A 21019-nucleotide genomic window follows, 5' to 3' on the forward strand; every position below is an offset into this window, starting at 1 on the left:
GACCGATCTGGAGGGGGATCCATGACCGTGTCCGAAACCACCGCCGCCGTCGGCGTGCAGGCCCTGCGGCCGCATGCCGAGGACGCCTTCGCCCATGAGCTGAAGGCCCTTGCCGCAGCCGACGACCGCCCGCGGCCCGCCCGTTGGCAGCTGTCCCCGTGGGCCGTCGCCACCTACCTGCTCGGCGGCACCCTGCCCGACGGCACGGTGATCACACCCAAGTACGTCGGCCCGCGCCGCCTCGTCGAGGTCGCCGTGACCACACTCGCCACCGACCGGGCCCTGCTGCTCCTCGGCGTTCCCGGCACCGCCAAGACCTGGGTCTCCGAGCACCTCGCGGCCGCTGTCAGCGGCGACTCGACGCTGCTCGTCCAGGGCACGGCGGGCACACCCGAGGAAGCCGTCCGCTACGGGTGGAACTACGCGCAGTTGCTGGCGCACGGCCCCAGCCGCGACGCACTGGTGCCCAGCCCGCTGATGCGTGCCATGTCCGAGGGCATGACCGCGCGGATCGAGGAGCTCACCCGCATCCCCGCCGATGTGCAGGACTCGCTCATCACGATCCTGTCGGAGAAGACGCTCCCCGTTCCGGAGCTGGGCCAGGAGGTCCAGGCCGTCCGGGGATTCAATGTCATCGCGACGGCCAACGACCGCGACCGCGGGGTCAACGAGCTGTCCAGTGCCCTGCGCCGCCGGTTCAACACGGTCGTGCTGCCGCTGCCCGCCACGCCCGACGCCGAGGTCGACATCGTGTCCCGGCGCGTCGACCAGATGGGGCGCTCGCTCGACCTTCCGGCGGCACCCGACGGCATGGCCGAGATCCGACGGGTGGTCACGGTCTTCCGTGAACTGCGCGACGGCATCACGACGGACGGGCGCACCAAGCTCAAGTCCCCGTCGGGCACGCTGTCCACGGCCGAGGCCATCTCCGTCGTCACCAACGGCCTGGCGCTCGCCGCCCACTTCGGCGACGGAGTGCTGCGCCCCGGCGATGTGGCGGCCGGCATCCTCGGCGCGGTCGTCCGGGACCCGGCGGCGGACCGGGTGGTCTGGCAGGAGTACCTGGAGACCGTGGTCCGGGAGCGGGACGGCTGGAAGGACTTCTACCGCGCCTGCCGCGAGGTATCCGCATGACCCGCGCCGCGCGTCCCGTCGGACCGCTGCTGCTGGGGGTGCGGCACCACGGGCCGGGCTCGGCCCGAGCCGTCCGTGCGGCGTTGGAAGCCGCCCGCCCGCAGGCGGTGCTCATCGAGGGGCCTCCCGAGGGTGACGCACTGCTGCCGCTGGCGGCCGACGAGCGGATGCGACCGCCGGTCGCGCTGCTCGCCCATGCCGTGGACGACCCGGGACAGGCGGCGTTCTGGCCCATGGCCGCCTTCTCGCCCGAGTGGGTCGCGATCCGCTGGGCGCTGACGCACGACGTGCCGGTCCGCTTCATCGACCTGCCCGCGGCGAACTCCCTGGCCATGACACAGGCAGCGGAACGCGAACCGGACGGGGACGGGGGCGGTGAAGCGGACGGAACCGGGGGCGCGGCCGGGGAGCCGGCTCCGGGACGCTCACCCGGGCATGCCCCGATCGACCCCATCGGCGTGCTGGCCGAGACAGCGGGATACGACGACCCGGAGCGATGGTGGGAGGACGTCGTCGAACACCGCACCCAGGGCGGTGAGGCCGTCGACCCACGGGCACCGTTCGCCGCGCTCGCCGAGGCGATGACGGCCTTGCGCGATGTGTACGGGGACGGCGGGCATCCTCGGGACGCCGTCCGCGAGGCGTACATGCGCATCCAGCTCCGCAAAGCGGTGAAGGAGTTCGGTGACGACGTCGCGGTCGTCTGCGGTGCCTGGCATGTGCCCGCACTCGGTACGAGGACCACACTCGCCGCCGACAGGGCCCTGCTCAAGGGGCTGCCCAAGCTCAAGGCCGAGCTGACCTGGGTGCCTTGGTCGCATCGGCGGCTCGCCCGGCACAGCGGATACGGGGCGGGCATCGACTCGCCCGGCTGGTACGGACACCTCTTCGAGGTCGCCGACCGCCCGATCGAGCGGTGGATGACGAAGGTTGCCGGACTCCTGCGCGACGAGGACCGGTTCGTGTCGTCCGCCCATGTCATCGAGGCCGTCCGGCTCGCCGAGACCCTCGCCGCCATGCGCGGCCGCCCGCTGGCAGGGCTGAGCGAGACGACCGATGCGATCCGGGCCGTGATGTGCGAGGGCTCCGATGTGCCGCTCGCGCTCGTCCGGGACCGGCTGATCGTCGGCGAGACACTCGGCGAAGTGCCGGACACCGCTCCTGCCGTGCCCCTGCAGCGTGACCTCACCCGACAGCAGCGCATGCTCCGTCTCAAGCCGGAAGCGCTGGAGCGGGAGTTGGAGCTCGACCTGCGCAAGGACACCGACGCGGCCCGCAGCCGGCTGCTCCACCGGCTGCGGATCCTCGCCGTCGGCTGGGGCGAACCGGCCACCGGGCGGGGGAGCACCGGCACCTTCCGGGAGAGCTGGCGGCTGCGCTGGGAACCCGAGCTGTACGTACAGGTCGCGGAGGCCGGCACCTGGGGCACCACCGTGCTCTCCGCGGCGACGGCCAAGGCCGGGTCCCAGGCGGTCTCGGCGACCGCCCTCGCCGAGGTCACCGCGCTCGCCGAGCGCTGTCTCCTTGCCGAACTGCCCGAGGCGCTGCCCGTCGTGATGCGGGCCCTCGCCGACCGCGCCGCGCTCGACGCGGACGTCGGCCACCTCGCCGACGCCCTGCCCGCCCTCGCCCGCACCTTGCGGTACGGGGATGTGCGGTCCACGGACACCGCGGCGCTCGGCGAGGTCGCGGCCGGGCTCGCCGAGCGGATCTGCGTCGGACTGCCGCCCGCCTGCACCGGGCTGGACGCCGACGGAGCCGCCGAACTGCGCCGCAAGGTGGACGGCGTCCACACCGCGATCGGGCTGCTCGCCGGAACCGTGCCGGCCGAGGGACTCCGCGAGCGCTGGGCCGCCGTGCTGCACAAGCTGGCCGCCCGGGACACGGTCGCGGGCGTCATCCGGGGCCGTTCGACGCGGCTGCTCCTCGACGACGGGAGGCTCGAAGAGGACGACGCGGCACGGCTGATGGGCCTCGCCCTCTCGCCCGGCACACCCCCGGCCGACGCGGCGGCCTGGATCGAGGGGTTCGTCGGCGGGGCCGAGGGGGGCGGCATGCTCCTTGTCCACGACGAACGGCTGCTCGGCCTGGTCGACGCCTGGCTGGCAGGTGTCCCCGCCGACACGTTCACCGACGTGCTCCCGCTGCTGCGCCGCACCTTCTCGGCGTACGAAGCCGGCGTACGGCGCACGCTCGGCGAGCTCGTACGACGCGGTCCGGCCGCCGGGGCACCGGCCGCGACCGCCGCCGGGACGGCGGCACCCGGCTTCGGACCGGGCCTCGACGAGGCGCGGGCGGACGCGGTGGTGCCGGTGCTGCGGCTGCTGCTGGGCCTGGACGCCGAGGGCGCAGAGGGTGCCGAGAACGCCATGGAACCGCTGGGGGCAACAGGATGACGACGGTCACGGAATCCGGCACGGACGCGGAGCGGCCGGCAGCCGTCGGGCGGGGTGCTGCGGACGACGAACGGCTCCGGCGGTGGCGCATGGTGCTGGGCGCGGACAGCGCCGAGTCCACCGGGTGCACCCTGACCGGACAGGACGCCGCGATGGACGGTGCGCTGAACGCGCTGTACGGCGGCGGGGGCAGGCCCGGCAGCCGCGGCGGGAGCGAGCGCTCGGCCGGACTCGGCGCCTCCGCCCCGTCCGTCGCCCGCTGGCTCGGCGACATCCGCACGTACTTCCCCAGCTCCGTCGTCCAGGTCATGCAGCGCGACGCGATCGACCGGCTCGGTCTCTCCGCGCTGCTGCTGGAGCCGGAGATGCTGGAGGCCGTCGAGGCGGACGTCCACCTGGTCGGAACACTGCTCTCGCTCAACAAGGCGATGCCGGAGACGACGAAGGAGACGGCACGAGCCGTCGTACGCAAGGTGGTCGACGACCTGGAGAAGCGGCTCGCCACCCGCACCCGGGCCACGCTGACCGGCGCGCTCGACCGCTCGGCGAAGATCAACCGGCCGCGTCACCACGACATCGACTGGGACCGCACCATCCGGGCCAACCTCAAGAACTACCTCCTGCTTCCCGGCGGGGACGGGGCCGGCACGGTCGTCCCCGAGCGGCTCATCGGCTACGGGCGTGCCGCGCAGGCGGTGAAGAAGGACGTCATCCTCTGCATCGACCAGTCGGGGTCGATGGCCGCCTCCGTCGTCTACGCCTCCGTCTTCGGCGCGGTGCTCGCCTCCATGCGTACGTTGCGCACCAGGCTCGTCGTCTTCGACACGGCTGTCGTCGACCTCACCGAGCAGCTCGACGACCCCGTCGACGTCCTCTTCGGCACCCAGCTCGGCGGCGGCACGGACATCAACCGGGCGCTCGCCTACTGCCAGTCCCAGATCACCCGGCCCGCCGACACCGTCGTGGTCCTCATCAGCGACCTCTACGAAGGCGGCATCCGCGACGAAATGCTGAAGCGGGTGGCCGCGATGAAGGCGTCCGGCGTGCAGTTCGTGACGCTGCTCGCCCTGTCCGACGAGGGCGCGCCCGCCTACGACCGCGAGCACGCGGCGGCGCTCGGCGCGCTCGGAGCACCGGCATTCGCGTGTACCCCGGACCTCTTTCCGGAGGTGATGGCCGCGGCACTTGAGAAGAGGTCACTGCCCATACCGGACAAGGAGACCCATCAGTAACAAGGGGCTTGCGTCAACCCGGGAGGGTCGTGCAAGCATCGTCCCGTCGCCCGCGGAGGACTGCGTTCCGCAGTCCGCGCCATTCTGGGAGGGCTCACTCCGACGTGACCACAGCAGCTGTACGTTCAGTCGCCGACCCGCGCCCGGTGCGCGGGCCGGTCGGCCGGCGCACGCTGCAGGTGGTGCTGTTCCTGGGCGGACTGCTGGCGCTCGGCGTCCTCTTCGGGGCCGAGGCGCACGCGGAGCAGGTGCCCGGTCCGTCACATGCCCTCGTGAAGAAGGCGGTTGCACGCGGGGCCGACGCGATGGCCGACCGGACAGCGGTTCCGGACGCCGAACCGGCCACGGACGCCACCGAGGCCTCGGCCGCGGTCGTGACCCGCGTTCCGGCCGCCCGGCCGGAGGGGGCGCGGGCCGACGAAAGGCTCGCCGTGCCTGCGGCCGCCACCACCGCCACTGCTCGACCCGCTCCCTCTGAGGCCACCGCGGGCTCCGACACCGTTCCCGGCCTCCGGCCGGTCGCCGGGGTGGCGCGGACCACGGTCCAGGACCTCGGCCGACCGGTCGGCCGGCTGGTCGAAAAGGCCGTCGGTACGGCTCTCGGCCAGGCTGCCGGGCTGCTCCCGGACTCGTTGGCACTGCCGACAGGACTGCTGCCTCCCCATTCCTCCATCGAGCCGCCCGCTCACGGCTCTGCCGAAGGCAGTGCCCCACACCCCGCCGCACCCGCGCCTCGTCCTGCTGGCGCGTACACCGTTGCGGCCGATCCGGGCCGGGGCTTCGCCGCCCCGCTGAGCGGCGTGACTGCGAAGGAAACGGAGCGACGGGGCGCCGTGCCGCAGTACCGGCCGGCGCCCGGGCAGGTGCCGCTCGATCCCTGTGACGGCTTCGGTGGCCCCGCCACCGCCGTGACGCATGTGCCGCGCGGCGGCGACCAGCACGCCGTCCCGTTCGCGGGCGGTGCTTCCTTCGGGCTCGTACGCGGTGCCGGTCTTCCGGCCACCGCCGCCCCGATGCGTGACAGATCCGGCGAGATCGTCGAATTCCCCGGCTAGGGCAGGCCGTTCCCCCGCCTCGACCTGCCGCGCGGGGGCGGAACAGGTCTGCCCGCTGTCCGGACGACTCCGGACCGTCGAAACGCATTCGAAGGATCTGACGCACATGCACAAGAACATCCGCCGTTCCATAGCTGTCGCCGCCACGGCCACCGGGATGTGGGCCCTCGGCACCGCCGCAGCCAGCGCGGACGAGCTGCCCGTCTCCGTCCCGCTGTCCACTCCCGACCACGCGGACGACGCGGCCGACGTGATCAATGGGGTCGACGGGGTCGAGGGCCTCGAGGACACCGTGCGGACGACGGCCGGTGAGGCGAAGACAGCTGTCGGGGACACGGTCTCCAAGGCCACCGCGGCCGCCGGGCAGACCGGGCAGGTGACCGGCCTCGAGGGGAAGGTCGCCGGCGCCACCGGCACGGTCACGGGCACCGTCGACCGCGCCACCGGCGGCGCGGACGCGCAGGGCGTGCAGGACCTGTCCGGCCTGTCCGGCACGTACGGGACGCAGGACCCGCAGGGCCTCCCCGGCTACGACGCTCCCGGGTTCGACGTCTCCTCGTACGGCGTCCCCACGTACGACATCCCGACCGCGCCCGACGCCCCGATCGACTACCTCTTCGGTCCGATCGAGCAGATCCCCGGCTACGTGCAGAACACCGCCCCCGGCGCCGTGACCACGGCACAGAGCACCGCGCACGGCACTGTCGCGCAGGCCGGACCGGTTGTCGGACAGACCTCCGACTCCGTGCTCCCGCCGGTCGTCGTCGACGCCGTCTCCGCGGTGCTGCCGGTCGTCGACCAGGCGCTCGAGGATGTCGGCACCCTCGTCCAGGGGGTGGTCTCCGAAGTCTCACCGTTCGCCCACGGTGTCGTCGCGCAGGACGCCCTGCCCTTCGTGCACGGCGTCACGGCCGAGGTCGCACCGCTGGCCGACGGGGTGACCGGTGCGGTCCAGCCGTTCGCCGGGGGAGTCGTCGCCGAGGTGCAGCCGCTCGCCCAGGGGCTGACCGGGAACGCGGTCACCCCGTTCGCCCAGGGCGTCACGGCCCGGGTGAAGCCGCTGGCGCAGGGTGTCGGGGCACAGGTGCAGCCGTTCGCGGCCGGTCTCGTCGGCACGGCGGGCGGCGACGCCCGTCCGGCCGTCGAGCACGCGGCGTACGGAGCGGCGGGTCTGGACTCGATCGCTCCCGCCTATCTGCGCGATGCGGTGGCCGCCTTCACCGCTCCGGAGTACCAGGCCCCGGGGATCTGAGACCCCTCGGAACGCCGAGTGCAGTTCCCGGCCCGTGGCCGGGCGGTTCCCCGTCGTGTCAGGACCACTGCGTCCCGACCGTGGGGCCGCCCGGGCGCGGGCCGCCCTCGCCCCACCGGCGCGGCCCGTGCTGTTCTGTTCACTGCGCCCGGCCACCGGCACGATCTGTGACCGTAATCACCGCCCAGGTGTGATCTGCGATTTAGGGTCCTGCGGAGCTCGGGGATAACCTGCGAGATGGACATGCCGCGTACTCGGTAACCGTGTGCGCCTTCCTTGTGACCGAGCAGTCACGTTGCCCCTCGCGGCACGCCCACGCTGAAAACGAACCGCGAGACCACTGAAAAGGGACGGACGCGCGTGGACCTGTTCGAGTACCAGGCGAGGGACCTCTTCGCCAAGCACGGTGTACCGGTGCTGGCCGGTGAAGTCATTGACACGCCTGAGGCAGCCCGCGAGGCGACCGAGCGGCTGGGCGGCAAGTCTGTCGTCAAGGCGCAGGTGAAGGTCGGCGGCCGCGGCAAGGCCGGCGGCGTCAAGCTGGCCGCCACCCCCGACGAGGCGGTCGCCCGGGCGACCGACATTCTCGGCATGGACATCAAGGGCCACACGGTCCACAAGGTGATGATCGCCGAGACCGCGCCGGAGATTCTTGAGGAGTACTACGTCTCGTACCTCCTCGACCGCACCAACCGCACCTTCCTGGCCATGGCCTCGGTGCAGGGCGGCATGGACATCGAGGAGGTCGCGGAGAAGACCCCCGAGGCCCTCGCGAAGGTCCCGGTCGACTCCAACACCGGTGTCACGATCGAGAAGGCCCGCGAGATCGTCGCCCAGGCGAAGTTCCCGGCCGAGGTGGCCGAGAAGGTCGCCGAGGTCATGGTGACGCTGTGGGAGACGTTCGTCGCCGAGGACGCGCTCCTCGTCGAGGTCAACCCGCTCGCCAAGGTCGCCTCCGGCGACGTCCTGGCGCTGGACGGCAAGGTGTCTCTCGACGAGAACGCCGACTTCCGTCAGCCCGGCCACGAGGCCCTCGAGGACAAGGACGCAGCCAACCCGCTCGAGGCTGCCGCCAAGGCCAAGAACCTCAACTACGTCAAGCTCGACGGCGAGGTCGGCATCATCGGTAACGGTGCCGGTCTGGTCATGTCGACCCTGGACGTCGTCGCGTACGCCGGTGAGAACCACGGCAACGTGAAGCCCGCCAACTTCCTCGACATCGGTGGCGGCGCCTCCGCAGAGGTCATGGCGAACGGCCTGGAGATCATCCTCGGCGACCCGGACGTCAAGTCCGTCTTCGTCAACGTCTTCGGTGGCATCACCGCGTGCGACGAGGTCGCCAACGGCATCGTCCAGGCTCTTGCGCTGCTCAAGAGCAAGGGCGAAGAGGTCACCAAGCCGCTGGTCGTGCGCCTCGACGGCAACAACGCGGAGCTGGGTCGCAGGATCCTTTCCGACGCCAACCACCCGCTGGTGCAGCGTGTGGACACCATGGACGGCGCGGCCGACAAGGCCGCCGAGCTCGCCGCGGCTGCGAAGTAAGGGACGAGGGACTCCAACACCATGGCTATCTTCCTCACCAAGGACAGCAAGGTCATCGTCCAGGGGATGACCGGTGCCACCGGCATGAAGCACACCAAGCTCATGCTGGCCGATGGCACCAACATCGTCGGCGGCGTGAACCCGCGCAAGGCCGGTACGACCGTCGACTTCGACGGCACCGAGGTTCCCGTCTTCGGCTCCGTCGCCGAGGCGATGGAGAAGACCGGCGCCGACGTGTCCGTCCTCTTCGTGCCGCCGGCCTTCGCGAAGGCCGCCGTCGTCGAGGCGATCGACGCCGAGATCCCCCTCGCCGTCGTGATCACCGAGGGCATCGCCGTCCACGACTCGGCCGCCTTCTGGGCGTACGCCGGTTCGAAGGGCAACAAGACCCGGATCATCGGCCCGAACTGCCCCGGCCTGATCACCCCCGGCCAGTCCAACGCCGGCATCATCCCGGGCGACATCACCAAGCCCGGCCGCATCGGTCTCGTGTCGAAGTCCGGCACGCTGACCTACCAGATGATGTACGAGCTCCGTGACATCGGCTTCTCGTCCGCCGTCGGCATCGGTGGCGACCCGATCATCGGTACGACGCACATCGACGCCCTCGCAGCGTTCGAGGCCGACCCCGAGACCGACCTGATCGTCATGATCGGCGAGATCGGCGGCGACGCCGAGGAGCGTGCGGCGGACTTCATCGCGAAGAACGTCACCAAGCCGGTCGTCGGTTACGTCGCGGGCTTCACCGCCCCCGAGGGCAAGACCATGGGCCACGCGGGCGCCATCGTCTCCGGCTCCTCCGGCACCGCCCAGGCGAAGAAGGAGGCCCTCGAGGCCGCCGGCGTCAAGGTCGGCAAGACGCCGACCGAGACCGCCAAGCTGGCGCGCGAGATCCTCGGCGCCTGATCACCTCTTCGCGGGACTGCCTCCGCACAGACGGCGCGGGCCCGTACCCCTCCTCCGGGGGTACGGGCCCGCGCCGTTTCCTGTGCGCAGGCCGGAGCGCGCCGGAGGTCACCTCAGGTCCGGTACCAGTCGCGCCGGGCCACGGAAGAGCTCTTCGCGGAGCTTCTTCTGCAGCTCCAGGTCCTGTGGGGTCAGCTTCTGGGGACCGCCGCGGGGAGGCGCACCACCGACCTGCTCTGCGGGCGGATTCGCGTACCGCACCGGAGACGTCACGGTGGTGACCAGCGCGATTCCGGCGATCAGAGCCGTCAGGGCGATGGCTGCCCGCGTCCAGAGTCTGGCCTTGTGCTCACTGCCGTCACGGATCGCACGGGCCGCGGGCATCGCGGCCACCGGCTGAGTGAGGGCGAGCGCGCCCAGCTGCTCGTGCAGCAACGCCGACCGCCCGGTGGGCAATGAGGGTTCCGCCAGCTCGGGCACCTGCTCTGCCACCGCGGCACGCGCGTTCATCAGCCGGCTCGCAGCCGCCGGTGTGCTTGCCTCCGTCTCCGCGGCGGTCTCCGGCAGGTCCAGGCCGACACCGTCGTAGAGCAGCAGGGTGCGACGGTAGGACGGCGGCAGCTCGAGCAGTGCGTCGAGCAGGGCCCGCGCGCCGGGGGCGGCGGGCGGCGGGTCGGGGTGGCGGTGCGCCCGGCGCAGCCGGTGCCAGGGCGACACGGCGTACTCGTATGCGGCTGCCCGTACCCAGCCCGCGGGGTCCCGGTCCACGGCGACCTCGGGCCAGCGCTGCCAGGCCTGCTCGAAGGCCCGCTCGACGGCCTCCCTGGAGAGGCTTCGGCGCCCGGTCAGCAGGAACGTCTGGCGGAAGAGGGCGGCGGCGTTCTTCACGTACAGGGCGTCGAATGCCTCCGCGGGTGTGAGGGCGGGTACGGGGGCGTCCGGCCGGTCGGTGGCCGTCGGCTCGTCCGCCCGCGCCACTTCCGTCGGTGCAGCTTCCGCTGCCGGCGCCGGGGACGACGACGGCTTCGTCCGATCAGCCCGCTTGTCGTGGGCGTCCTGAGGGGCGCTTTCCGATGTGCCCGGCGCCCCGGTGCCGCCCGTGCCGGCCGAGCCGATCAGCTTCGCGTACGCCTCGCGCTTCCGCCCCCGAGGGCTGGCGCGGCCCGACTCCCAGGCCCGGACCGTGGCCGGGGTGACGCCCATGGCCGCAGCGACCTGTTCCTCACTCAGTGACTTCTCCTCACGCAGCCGGCGTCGCTCCTCGGGGGAGGGCAGGGGGGAGGAGTCGGCCGTGTCGGTGGCGCTCCGAGTCATGAGGAACCTCCGGCAGGCCCCCACGGGATGGAAATGTACATAAACGTATATTGGGCGACACAGCGGCTAATCGCCTGTTACATGGATTAAGTGCGTGTCGTTGGGAGCATTGCTGTGTGATCCACATGACCGAACGCACCCCGTCGTTCTCGGCAGAGCAGGGAAGGACCGCCGTACTGGCATCTGCCCTTGTTCGGGGGGTGCTTGCCGCGGGGCTCGGGCTCGGCTCGCTCACCGTCCTCGCCCTGGCCGTGTGGATCAGCTCCCCGGCCCCCGACAGCGGTCCCGGCGGGGCCCTCCACACGGCGGCCGGCATCTGGCTGCTGGCGCACGGCGCGGTACTCGTCAGGACCGACACTCTCGGCGGCGCGCCCGCCCCCGTCGGCATCGTCCCGCTGCTGCTCACCGGAGTGCTGGTGTGGCTGGTGCACCGGGCCGCGCGCGACGTGATGGAGCCGGACGAGGGGCGCACCCCGCCGTCGGGCGCGAGCGCCTTCTGCCTGGTGACGGCCGGATACCTGCTGGTCGCGGTGGCGGTCGCCCTCTACGCGAAGGGCGGACCGATGTTCGCGCGGCCGGGCTCGCTCCTGTTCCCGATGGCCCTCGTGGTGGGGGGTGGTGCAGCCGCCGGCGTCTGGGCAGCGACCGGGCGCCCGATCGGGCCGCCGCCGGCCTGGGCGCCGGTGCGGGTGCGCGAGGCGCTGGCACGGTCCCGGTTCGTGGAGCGGGCGGACGCGGTGCTCCGATCGGCGGTGGCCGGGACGGCGGTGCTGCTGGGTGGTGGGGCGCTGCTCGTCGCGGTGGCCCTGGTGTGGCATGAGCAGGCGCTGCGGGACTCGTTCCTGGGGCTCTCCGGCGACTGGGCGGGCCGGGCCGCGGTCCTGCTGCTGGCGCTGGTGCTCGTGCCGGATGCGGCGATGTGGGGTGCCGCGTACGGGATGGGGCCGGGATTCGCCCTCGGTACGGCGTCCACGGTCACCCCGCTCGCCTTCACCGGGCGGCCGGCCCTGCCGAATTTCCCGCTGCTGGCGGCGGTCCCCGCCCACGGAGCCGGAACGGCTCCGAACTGGGCGGCCGCGGCGGTACCGGTCGCGGCCGGGGTGACGATCGCCTGGTTCACGGTGCGGAGGGCAGCGCCCTCCCGTGGCGTGGGGGAGTCGGCATGGGGCCTGCGGGGGACCGCGCTGACGGCTGCCCTGGCTGCGCTGGGATGTGGCATGTGTACGGCGGTGCTGACTGCGGCGGCGGGCGGTCCGCTGGGGACCGGGGCGCTGGCGGAGTTCGGCCCGGTGTGGTGGCTGACCGGGGCGGCGGCGGTGGCGTGGACGGCACTGCTCGGTGTGCCGGGGGCGCTGCTGCTGAGGGCGTGGCGGCTGCGGGGGCCCGGCAGTGAGGGGGAGCGCGCCGAGGTGATGGAGAAAGCGGTGAGCCCCGTGACGCCTGGGGTGGCCGATGCGGAGGCGCCCGGGCGGCCGAGCGAGGAGCGGCGCCGGTGGTGGTGCCTGCGGCGTGGGCCCGGGGACGCGGACGCGGCCGTCGGCACGGAGTCCGGAACCGGACCTGTGACCGGCGCAGGCTCCGTACGGCCGTCCGCGACCGCGCCTGCGTCCGTCCCCGTACCGACCTCCGCGTCCCGCGACGAGGAACACGCGGGCCGGGACGCCTACGACTTCCTGCCGACCGGTCCGTGGCACGGGCGAGCGGTTGAGGATCCCCCTTGGGTCACGCTCCTCACGGCGCCGGAAACGCCGTCGGCCCGGCCTCCGGAGGCCGGGCCGACGAGTGGGTCGGGAGAAAGCGCTAGTTCTTGACGCCGAAGAACGGTTCCAGCGGCTTCGGCAGGAGATCGTTGCAGGCCAGCTGTCCGGACTTGGTGAGCGCGTCGTTCACGCAGGTGTAGTAGTCGCGGTAGACCAGCTGCACCGTGAACGTCATCGCGACGATCGACAGTGCCAGCAGCGCCGTGACGAGCCCGCTGACCGCGGCTGTCGTCTGCGGCCTGCCCTGGTTCTGCGCGTACGGCGCACCGGGTCCGGAGGCCGGGGCGCCCGCCGGAGCGGAGCCCGTACCGGAGGAACCGGCCGCGCTGTCCGTCGCCGTCGAGCTCCTGGGCTTGGCGCGCAGTGAGCTGATCGACCAGTACACGGCCAGCGCGCCGAGCAGCAGGGCGATCTCCGGGAAATCGAAGATCGCGAAGAAGAAGGCCCACATGCCGGAGAGCAGCGCGTAGCGGGCGCGGCGCTGGGCGGGGTCGGTCGGGTCCCAGCGCAGTCCGCCGGGGGTGTTCTCGGGTCCGCCCTGGCCACCCGGGCCGTTCGGTCCGCCGGGACGGCCACCGAAGCCGCCGCTCTGGCGTCCCGGCTGGTGGCTGCTCCACTGACTGCCCCAGACGGGGCGGTCGTCGGAGGAGCCGTCCTCGGGTGCCCCGTCGCCGTTTCCGCTGCCGTCTCCGTCGGTCCCGCCGTTCGACGGGTGGCGGGGCTGCCACGGCTGGTCGGGGCGGTTCTCCGGCGGTGCGGCGAACGGGTTGTCGTCCTTGTCCGGGGAAGAGGAGGGGCCCGTGGGGGGCCGGCGTTCCCTCAGCAGCACCGAGGACCGCTCGGGCAGCGGGAGGAGGAAGGCGGTGCGGCGGCGTCGGTCCGGCATATGGTGAACGTCTTCCCCATCTCGTCATTTCCGCCCTGCGGACGGTTCGCTGTCCCCTGACGCTACCTCCCGGCCGTCAGGGGCCGAAAGCTGGGAGCACGGCGGTGGCCCGCGCCTTCCGCCCGGACGCCCTTCCTGATCCTCGGTCCGGCCCCTCACCCCCGTCCCGTGGGGGTCCCCCGATGTGCCGGTATCGTTGCTGACGGTCGACTCCTTCGTAGAGTTCCCCGTATTGAGGGGCGCGATTCTTTCGTACGACCGTACAAATAGCGTCGCTCTGCTTCACCACGCGAGGCTTCACCACGCGAGAAAGGGCCCAGCCGTGGCCTCCCCGCCCTCCTCCGCCGCCCCGGCCCGCCTGGTCGTGCTGGTCTCCGGCTCGGGTACGAACCTCCAAGCCCTGCTCGACGCGATCGGTGACGACCCTGCGGGCTTCGGAGCCCAGGTCGTCGCGGTCGGCGCCGACCGCGACGACATCGTCGGTCTGGAACGGGCGGAGCTCGCCGGGCTGCCGACCTTCGTCTGCAAGGTCAAGGACTACGGCACCCGCGAGGAGTGGGACGCGGCGCTCGCCGCGGCCACCGCGGCGCACCACCCGGACCTCGTGGTGTCCGCGGGCTTCATGAAGATCGTGGGCAAGCGGTTCCTCGCCGAGTTCGGCGGCCGGTTCGTCAACACCCACCCCGCCCTGCTCCCCAGCTTTCCCGGTGCCCACGGGGTGCGTGACGCCCTCGCGTACGGCGCGAAGGTCACCGGGTGCACCGTCCACTTCGTCGACGACGGCGTCGACACCGGTCCGATCATCGCGCAGGGCGTGGTCGAAGTGACCGAAGAGGACACGCCGGAGGGCGAAGCCGCTCTCCACGAACGCATCAAGGAAGTCGAGCGCAAGCTGCTCGTCGAGGTCGTGGGGCGGCTCGCCCGTAACGGCTATCGCATTGAGGGACGAAAGGTTCATCTCGGTCATGTCGGTGAATAAGCCCATCCGCCGCGCCCTGGTCAGTGTCTACGACAAGACGGGGCTCGAAGACCTCGCCCGCGGTCTGCACGAGGCGGGCGTCGAGCTCGTCTCCACCGGTTCGACCGCCGGGAAGATCGCCGCTGCCGGTGTGCCGGTCACCAAGGTCGAGGAGCTCACCGGCTTCCCCGAGTGCCTCGACGGCCGCGTGAAGACGCTGCACCCGCGCGTCCACGCCGGCATCCTCGCCGACCTGCGCCTGGACGCCCACCGCGAGCAGCTCGCCGAGCTGGGTGTCGAGCCCTTCGACCTCGTCGTCGTCAACCTGTACCCGTTCAAGGAGACCGTCGCCTCCGGTGCCTCCGCCGACGAGTGCGTGGAGCAGATCGACATCGGCGGCCCGTCGATGGTCCGCGCCGCCGCCAAGAACCACCCGTCCGTGGCCGTCGTCACCAGCCCCGAGCGGTACGCCGACGTGCTTGCCGCGGTCGAGGCGGGCGGTTTCGACCTGACCACGCGCAAGCGGCTGGCCGCCGAGGCGTTCCAGCACACCGCCGCGTACGACGTGGCCGTCGCCTCCTGGTTCGCGGACGACTACGCCGCCGCCGACGACTCGGGCTTCCCCGACTTCTTCGGTACGACGTACGGGCGCAGCAACGTCCTGCGGTACGGCGAGAACCCGCACCAGCCCGCCGCGCTCTACACCTCCGGCTCCGGGGGCCTGGCCGAGGCGGAGCAGCTGCACGGCAAGGAGATGTCGTACAACAACTACACGGACACCGACGCCGCGCGCCGGGCCGCGTACGACCACGCCGAGCCGTGCGTCGCGATCATCAAGCACGCCAACCCGTGCGGCATCGCGATCGCCGACGACGTCGCCGAGGCGCACCGCAACGCGCACGCCTGCGACCCGCTGTCGGCCTTCGGCGGCGTCATCGCCGTCAACCGTCCGGTGACCGTCGCCATGGCCGAGCAGGTCGCAGAGATCTTCACCGAGGTCATCGTCGCCCCGGCGTACGAGGACGGCGCGGTCGAGATCCTCACCCGCAAGAAGAACATCCGCGTGCTGCGCTGCCCCGACGCCCCGAGCTCCGAGGTCGAGGTCAAGCCGATCGACGGCGGCGCGCTGCTCCAGGTCACCGACCGGCTCCAGGCCGACGGCGACAACCCGGCCAACTGGACCCTCGCCACCGGTGAGGCGCTCTCCGCGGACGAGCTCGCCGAGCTCGCCTTCGCCTGGAAGGCCTGCCGCGCGGTCAAGTCCAACGCCATCCTGCTCGCCAAGGGCGGCGCCTCGGTCGGCGTCGGCATGGGCCAGGTCAACCGTGTCGACTCCGCGAAGCTCGCCGTCGAGCGGGCGGGCGAGGAGCGGGCGCGCGGCGCGTACGCCGCCTCGGACGCGTTCTTCCCGTTCCCGGACGGCCTGGAGATCCTCACCGCGGCCGGCATCAAGGCCGTGGCCCAGCCCGGCGGTTCGGTCCGTGACGAGCTGGTCGTCGAGGCCGCGAGGAAGGCGGGCGTGACGATGTACTTCACGGGTACGCGGCACTTCTTCCACTGAGCGGTCCGAACGCCGAGGGCGTCTCCCGGAGCAGGTCTCCGGGCGGCGCCCTTTGCGCTGCCCCGGCGAGGAGGCGCGTGCGGCGGGGGTCAGGCCGACGGTGTGAACCGTCCGGCGGGGCCCGTACGACCCGGGGCGCCGGTCGGGGCGCAGAAATGGCCGAAGGCCGTAACCCACTCGGGTTACGGCCTTCGGCCATGTGCCACTGCGCGCCGAGTCGACCGCAGCGGTCGACTCGGCTCAGGCGCGCGGGCGCTGGAACCAGGCGGCGCCGTCCGACTTCGCCACGAAGACGATGATCAGAACGCCGAGCGCGATGGTGACGATGCCCAGCGGCAGCTGGAAGATGCCACCGAGGCAGATGAACGCGCCGTAGACGATGGTGCAGACGCGGGTGGCGTTGCCGCCGGACTTCATCTTGAGCGCCAGGGCGACGGAGAGCCCGGCGAAGATCAGGGCGAGCACGGCGACGAACGCCAGGATGCCCTTGCCGAAGTTCTCGATCGTCTCGGTGTCGGCCGCCGTGGTGCCGGCATTGTCGACCGCGTCGGAGACGGCGCTCATGCCCGCGAACGCGATGATGGCGCCGATGATCTGGAAGGCGGCAACCACCCACAGCATCACACGTGCTGCCTTCACGCCTCCCGGCATCTCGACCGGTGCACCCGGGAAGCCGTAACCGGGCTGGACGGGCGGGGCCTGCGGGTAGCCGTAACCCTGCTGCGGCACGCCCTGCGGGGCCTGCTGGGGGTAGCCGTAGCCCGGCTGCCCGCCCTGCGGCTGGCCATAGGGGTTGTTCGGGTCGCCGAAGCTCATGGCGAATTTCCTCCGTTGCAGAAAGTGCGGGGACGACGCGGTCCGCGCGGAGGAATGGTGCTCGATCAGAACGACCTGTCCCCCCGACACTGCCCGCGGTGCTGCGAGGGCGGGCCGGCAGGCCCGCGGCCGGATCAGTACTGCGGCTGCTGCTGGCGGTTGAACCAGGCGTTGCCGTCGGCCTTCGCGACGAAGACGATGATCAGCACGGCGAGAACCGTGTGGACGAGACCGAAGACGACGAACGGGTAGATACCGAGAATCGCGGTGATCGCACCGAAGATGATCGCCGTGATGCGGATGCCGTTGGTCCCCTTGCCGAACTTCACGGCCAGGAATACGGCAAGGACGCCCCACAGCACCGCGAAGGCCACGACGCCCCACAGGGCATTGCCGGAGTAGTCGGCAAGCTGCTGGAACTGAACGTCGTCCTTGAGCGTCGCGTCGTTCTTGGCGGCCTGCACGGCCGCAGCGGCGATCGCGAAGATGACCGCGCCGATGACCTGCAGGCCAGTGATCACGTAGAGCATGACCCGGGCCGCCTTCACGCCGCCCGGCATCTCGGTGGGCACACCAGGGAAGCCATAGCCGCCCTGCACCGGCGGGGCCGCGGGATAGCCGCCCTGCTGCGGCACGCCCTGCGGGGCCTGCTGGGGGTAGCCGTAGCCCGGCTGCCCGCCCTGCGGCTGGCCATAGGGGTTGTTCGGGTCGCCGAAGCTCATGGCGAATTTCCTCCGTTGCAAAAAGTGCGGGGACGACGCGGTCCGCGCGGAGGAACGGTGTGCAATCAGAACGGCCTGTCCCCCCGACACTGCCCACGGTGCTGCGCGGCTCATCGTGGTCTTGACATCAGCTTTTTGTCCAGTCAGTAGCCCTATGTGTTGTGCAAGCGCAATCTGATGGCCACCGGCGACACCCAGAATTGGTATGCGGGCGGGGTCATCCGCGAGGATGGGCACCATGACTGCCCAGATTCTCGATGGCAAGGCCACCGCAGCCGCGATCAAGTCCGATCTGACCGTCCGCGTGGCGGCCCTCAAGGCGCAGGGCATCACCCCTGGCCTGGGAACCCTGCTCGTCGGGGACGACCCGGGCAGCCGGTGGTACGTGAACGGAAAGCACCGCGACTGCGCGCAGGTCGGCATCGGCTCCATCCAGCGCGAACTCCCCGACACCGCCACCCAGGAGGAGATCGAGGACGTCGTACGGGAACTCAACGCGAACCCCGACTGCACGGGTTACATCGTGCAGCTTCCCCTTCCCAAGGGCATCGACACCAACCGTGTCCTGGAACTGATGGATCCGGCCAAGGACGCCGACGGTCTGCACCCGATGAACCTCGGCCGCCTCGTACTGAACGAGACGGGTCCGCTGCCGTGCACCCCGCAGGGCGTCGTCCAGCTGCTCCGCCACCACGATGTGGAGATCAACGGAGCGCACGTCGTGGTCGTCGGCCGCGGTGTCACCATCGGCCGCTCGATCCCGCTGCTGCTGACCCGGAAGTCCGAGAACGCCACCGTCACCCAGTGCCACACCGGTACGCGTGACCTCTCCGCCCAGCTCAAGCAGGCCGACATCATCGTCGCCGCTGCGGGTGTACCGCACATCATCAAGCCCGAGGACGTGAAGCCGGGCGCGGCCGTGCTCGACGTCGGCGTCAGCCGGGACGAGCACGGCAAGATCGTCGGCGATGTGCACCCCGGTGTGGCCGACGTCGCCGCGTGGATCTCCCCGAACCCGGGCGGTGTGGGCCCGATGACCCGCGCCCAGCTGCTCGTCAACGTGGTCGAGGCGGCCGAGCGCGATGCGGCTGCCGCGTCTTCCGGCTCCGCCGGCTGACCTGATGCTGACCTGATCCGGAAGGAACCCCATGGGTGCTGGTACGAGTCCGGCCGATCCGGCCGCCGCGGCGGACCGGACGATTCCGGCGCCGCCGGGTGAGGGAGTGACTGCGGTGGAGGCCTCCGACGGGGCGGCAGCGGGCGACTGTGCCCGGCCGGCCCGGGGTGCGGACGTGCGGCGGGGCGGTGACTCGGGAACCGGGCCGGAGGACGGTCCCGGCGCGGACGCGGGCTCGGCTTCCGGCGCCGATGCGGGCTCGGCACCCGGTTCCGGCGGGGGCTCGGCCCCAGGTGTGCGGGACGACGTGGCTCGCGGTGCGGATGCCGGCGCGGGCGGCGGCTTCGACAGCGGTGCGCGAGGATCCGACGGCGGCGAGCCGGACAGCGGAGCCGAGGGCGGGGGCTCCGACGGCAACGGCTCGGACCGGGGCCCGGACGACGCCGTCTCCGCCCCCGCGCCCGATGATGCCTCGCGCCGGTCGCGACGGTTCCCGTCGTTCACCCGGGACACCGCTCGCCCCGAGGGCGGCGGCCGGGCCGCGTCCGGGGACGCGCCCGCCCCGGCCCGTCAGTGGCCTCTGCTGGCCGTGCTCTGCACGGCCGGGATCGGACTGCTGATCGTCGCCCTGAACCCCTTCGCCGAGGCCTTCCGGATCGGCACGATACTGATCGGCGCGGCCCTCGTCGGGGGCGCCGTGCTGCGCTGCGTCGTCCCCTCGGTGGGCATGCTCGCGGTCCGTTCCCGCTTCACGGACCTGGTGACGTACGGACTCCTGGGCGTCCTGATCGTGATGCTCGCACTTGTGGCGCAGCCCAAGCCCTGGCTCGACATCCCCTTCCTGGAGAACGCGGTCCGGTTCACGATCCGCTGACATCGCCGCCCGTACGGCCCCACCGCGGCCCCCTCGCACCCGACAGGTGCGAGGGGGCCGCGGTTCTGCGCAGGGGAGAAAACCGCCATCACATATCTCGATATCGAGTATCTTGGCGTCGAGATAAATCCTCGAAGCGTGAGAGGGATGTGTCCGCTCCATGGCCAAGATCAAGGTAGCCAGCCCCGTCGTCGAGCTCGACGGTGACGAGATGACCCGCATCATCTGGTCCTTCATCAAGGACCGGCTGATACTGCCGTACCTCGATATCGAGCTGAAGTACTTCGACCTGGGCATCGAGCACCGGGACGCCACCGACGACCGGGTGACGGTCGACGCCGCCCACGCCATCGAGAAGTACGGCGTCGGCATCAAGTGCGCCACCATAACGCCGGACAGGGAGCGGGTCGAGGAGTTCGGGCTCAAGGCGATGTACCGCTCGCCGAACGCCACCATCCGTAACATCCTCGGCGGCGTCGTCTTCCGCGAGCCGGTCATCATGCGGAACGTGCCGCGGCTCGTCCCGGGCTGGACCAAGCCCGTTGTCGTCGGACGGCACGCCTTCGGCGACCAGTACCGCGCCACCGAACTGAACATCCCGGGCCCGGGGACCCTCACCATGACCTACACGCCGAAGGATGGCTCCGAGCCCGTCGAGGTCGAGGTCCACGAGTACCCGGGTGCCGGTGTCGCGCTGTCGATGTACAACCACGACGAGGCGATCCGCGACTTCGCGCGCGCCTCGTTCCGCTACGGACTGGCGCGCGCCTACCCGGTGTACATGTCGACGAAGAACACCGTCCTCGCGACGTACGACGGCCGCTTCAAGGACATCTTCCAGGAAGTCTTCGACACCGAGTTCGGTGCGGACTTCGCGCAGGCGGGTCTCACCTACGAGCACCGCCTGATCGACGACATGGTCGCCTCGGCGCTCAAGTGGGAGGGCGGCTACGTCTGGGCGTGCAAGAACTACGACGGCGATGTCCAGTCCGACGTCGTCGCGCAGGGTTTCGGCTCGCTCGGCCTGATGACCTCGGTCCTGACGTCCCCCGACGGCAGAACCGTCGAGGCGGAGGCCGCACACGGCACGGTCACCCGTCACTACCGCCGGCACCGGCGCGGCGAGGCGACGTCGACCAACCCGATCGCGTCGATCTTCGCCTGGACCCGCGGACTCGCCCACCGAGGCAGACTGGACGGCACGCCCGAGGTGGTCGCGTTCGCCGAAGCGCTGGAGCGGGTCTGCGTCGAGACCGTGGAAGGCGGTCGGATGACGAAGGACCTGGCGCGGCTGATCTCCGCGGACGCCCCGTGGCTGACCACGGAGGAGTTTCTGGACGTGCTCGATGCGAACCTGCAGAAGGAGATCGCGTCGCTCTGATGGCCTCGCCCCGACAGCCCGCACGCTGATCTGTGGTGTCCGTCCCCTCCCCCGAGAAGGGACGGACACCCGAGGCCGGAGCCCACCGGAGCGCAGATGTCCCCGGAACGTGG

At 71.6% G+C, this 21019-nt stretch carries 17 protein-coding genes; 13 read left to right on the forward strand and 4 right to left on the reverse strand.

Features of this window, described 5'->3' with window-relative positions:
• The first annotated feature begins 21 nt into the window (after positions 1–21).
• The 7 genes from ACFU8W_RS30410 to sucD all read left to right on the forward strand — a co-directional run bounded on the left by ACFU8W_RS30410 (position 22) and on the right by sucD (position 9517).
• Positions 22–1134, forward strand: a complete 1113-nt coding sequence (locus ACFU8W_RS30410) for an AAA family ATPase (RefSeq protein ID WP_266982427.1) — start codon at positions 22–24, stop codon at positions 1132–1134.
• Complete coding sequence (locus ACFU8W_RS30415; protein WP_384043783.1) at positions 1131–3530, forward strand: DUF5682 family protein; 2400 nt, start codon at positions 1131–1133, stop codon at positions 3528–3530. Before ACFU8W_RS30410 ends, ACFU8W_RS30415 begins: the two co-directional genes overlap by 4 nt.
• Positions 3527–4762 (forward strand): VWA domain-containing protein, encoded by a 1236-nt coding sequence (locus tag ACFU8W_RS30420; protein ID WP_384043786.1) that lies wholly within the window; start codon positions 3527–3529, stop codon positions 4760–4762. Before ACFU8W_RS30415 ends, ACFU8W_RS30420 begins: the two co-directional genes overlap by 4 nt.
• Before the next feature lie 104 nt (positions 4763–4866).
• A complete protein-coding gene (locus ACFU8W_RS30425; protein WP_384043789.1) occupies positions 4867–5817 on the forward strand; it encodes a hypothetical protein in 951 nt (316 codons plus the stop codon).
• Positions 5818–5923: 106 nt separating this feature from the next.
• A complete protein-coding gene (locus tag ACFU8W_RS30430) occupies positions 5924–7069 on the forward strand; it encodes a hypothetical protein (RefSeq protein ID WP_384043791.1) in 1146 nt (381 codons plus the stop codon).
• A 360-nt stretch (positions 7070–7429) separates the two neighbouring features.
• Positions 7430–8611 (forward strand): ADP-forming succinate--CoA ligase subunit beta, encoded by a 1182-nt coding sequence (gene sucC / locus ACFU8W_RS30435; RefSeq protein ID WP_266982419.1) that lies wholly within the window; start codon positions 7430–7432, stop codon positions 8609–8611.
• A gap of 21 nt (positions 8612–8632) precedes the next feature.
• Positions 8633–9517: a succinate--CoA ligase subunit alpha gene (sucD, locus tag ACFU8W_RS30440; protein ID WP_037688208.1), complete on the forward strand. Its 885-nt coding sequence runs from the start codon at positions 8633–8635 to the stop codon at positions 9515–9517.
• 108 nt (positions 9518–9625) lie between these two features.
• Here the strand turns inward: sucD and ACFU8W_RS30445 are convergent, their stop codons facing one another.
• On the reverse strand, positions 9626–10831 hold the full coding sequence (locus ACFU8W_RS30445; protein ID WP_384043796.1) for a sigma factor-like helix-turn-helix DNA-binding protein: 1206 nt from the start codon (positions 10829–10831) through the stop codon (positions 9626–9628).
• 125 nt (positions 10832–10956) lie between these two features.
• Between ACFU8W_RS30445 and ACFU8W_RS30450 the strand changes: the two genes are divergently transcribed.
• Complete coding sequence (locus ACFU8W_RS30450) at positions 10957–12642, forward strand: DUF6350 family protein (RefSeq protein WP_384043826.1); 1686 nt, start codon at positions 10957–10959, stop codon at positions 12640–12642.
• On the opposite strand, the gene ACFU8W_RS30455 is transcribed toward ACFU8W_RS30450, so the two are convergent.
• Positions 12632–13477, reverse strand: coding sequence for a hypothetical protein (locus tag ACFU8W_RS30455; RefSeq protein WP_384043799.1), 846 nt, complete (start codon positions 13475–13477; stop codon positions 12632–12634). The genes ACFU8W_RS30450 and ACFU8W_RS30455 overlap by 11 nt on opposite strands.
• Before the next feature lie 322 nt (positions 13478–13799).
• Here ACFU8W_RS30455 and purN point away from each other — a divergent pair, with 322 nt between their 5' ends.
• Together purN and purH are read left to right on the forward strand one after the other, a co-directional pair.
• Complete coding sequence (purN, locus tag ACFU8W_RS30460; protein WP_345515071.1) at positions 13800–14456, forward strand: phosphoribosylglycinamide formyltransferase; 657 nt, start codon at positions 13800–13802, stop codon at positions 14454–14456.
• Complete coding sequence (gene purH / locus ACFU8W_RS30465; RefSeq protein WP_266982407.1) at positions 14443–15996, forward strand: bifunctional phosphoribosylaminoimidazolecarboxamide formyltransferase/IMP cyclohydrolase; 1554 nt, start codon at positions 14443–14445, stop codon at positions 15994–15996. The genes purN and purH overlap by 14 nt, the downstream gene beginning before the upstream one ends.
• Positions 15997–16236: 240 nt before the next feature.
• Here the strand turns inward: purH and ACFU8W_RS30470 are convergent, their stop codons facing one another.
• Both ACFU8W_RS30470 and ACFU8W_RS30475 read right to left on the reverse strand, forming a co-directional pair.
• Complete coding sequence (locus ACFU8W_RS30470; protein ID WP_345515072.1) at positions 16237–16812, reverse strand: hypothetical protein; 576 nt, start codon at positions 16810–16812, stop codon at positions 16237–16239.
• A 134-nt stretch (positions 16813–16946) separates the two neighbouring features.
• The gene (locus tag ACFU8W_RS30475; protein ID WP_345515073.1) at positions 16947–17534 is read right to left on the reverse strand and encodes a hypothetical protein; all 588 of its coding nucleotides are present in this window, start codon (positions 17532–17534) and stop codon (positions 16947–16949) included.
• Positions 17535–17772: 238 nt separating this feature from the next.
• Here ACFU8W_RS30475 and ACFU8W_RS30480 point away from each other — a divergent pair, with 238 nt between their 5' ends.
• The 3 genes from ACFU8W_RS30480 to ACFU8W_RS30490 all read left to right on the forward strand — a co-directional run bounded on the left by ACFU8W_RS30480 (position 17773) and on the right by ACFU8W_RS30490 (position 20906).
• Positions 17773–18651, forward strand: coding sequence for a bifunctional methylenetetrahydrofolate dehydrogenase/methenyltetrahydrofolate cyclohydrolase (locus tag ACFU8W_RS30480; protein ID WP_345515075.1), 879 nt, complete (start codon positions 17773–17775; stop codon positions 18649–18651).
• Between the two features lie 31 nt (positions 18652–18682).
• A complete protein-coding gene (locus tag ACFU8W_RS30485; RefSeq protein WP_384043805.1) occupies positions 18683–19525 on the forward strand; it encodes a DUF3017 domain-containing protein in 843 nt (280 codons plus the stop codon).
• A 160-nt stretch (positions 19526–19685) separates the two neighbouring features.
• On the forward strand, positions 19686–20906 hold the full coding sequence (locus tag ACFU8W_RS30490) for an NADP-dependent isocitrate dehydrogenase (protein WP_345515078.1): 1221 nt from the start codon (positions 19686–19688) through the stop codon (positions 20904–20906).
• Positions 20907–21019: the final 113 nt, after the last annotated feature.

Origin of the sequence: Streptomyces sp. NPDC057565 (assembly GCF_042801455.1) — a bacterium.
Taxonomy (GTDB): Bacteria; Actinomycetota; Actinomycetes; order Streptomycetales; family Streptomycetaceae; genus Streptomyces; species Streptomyces yanii.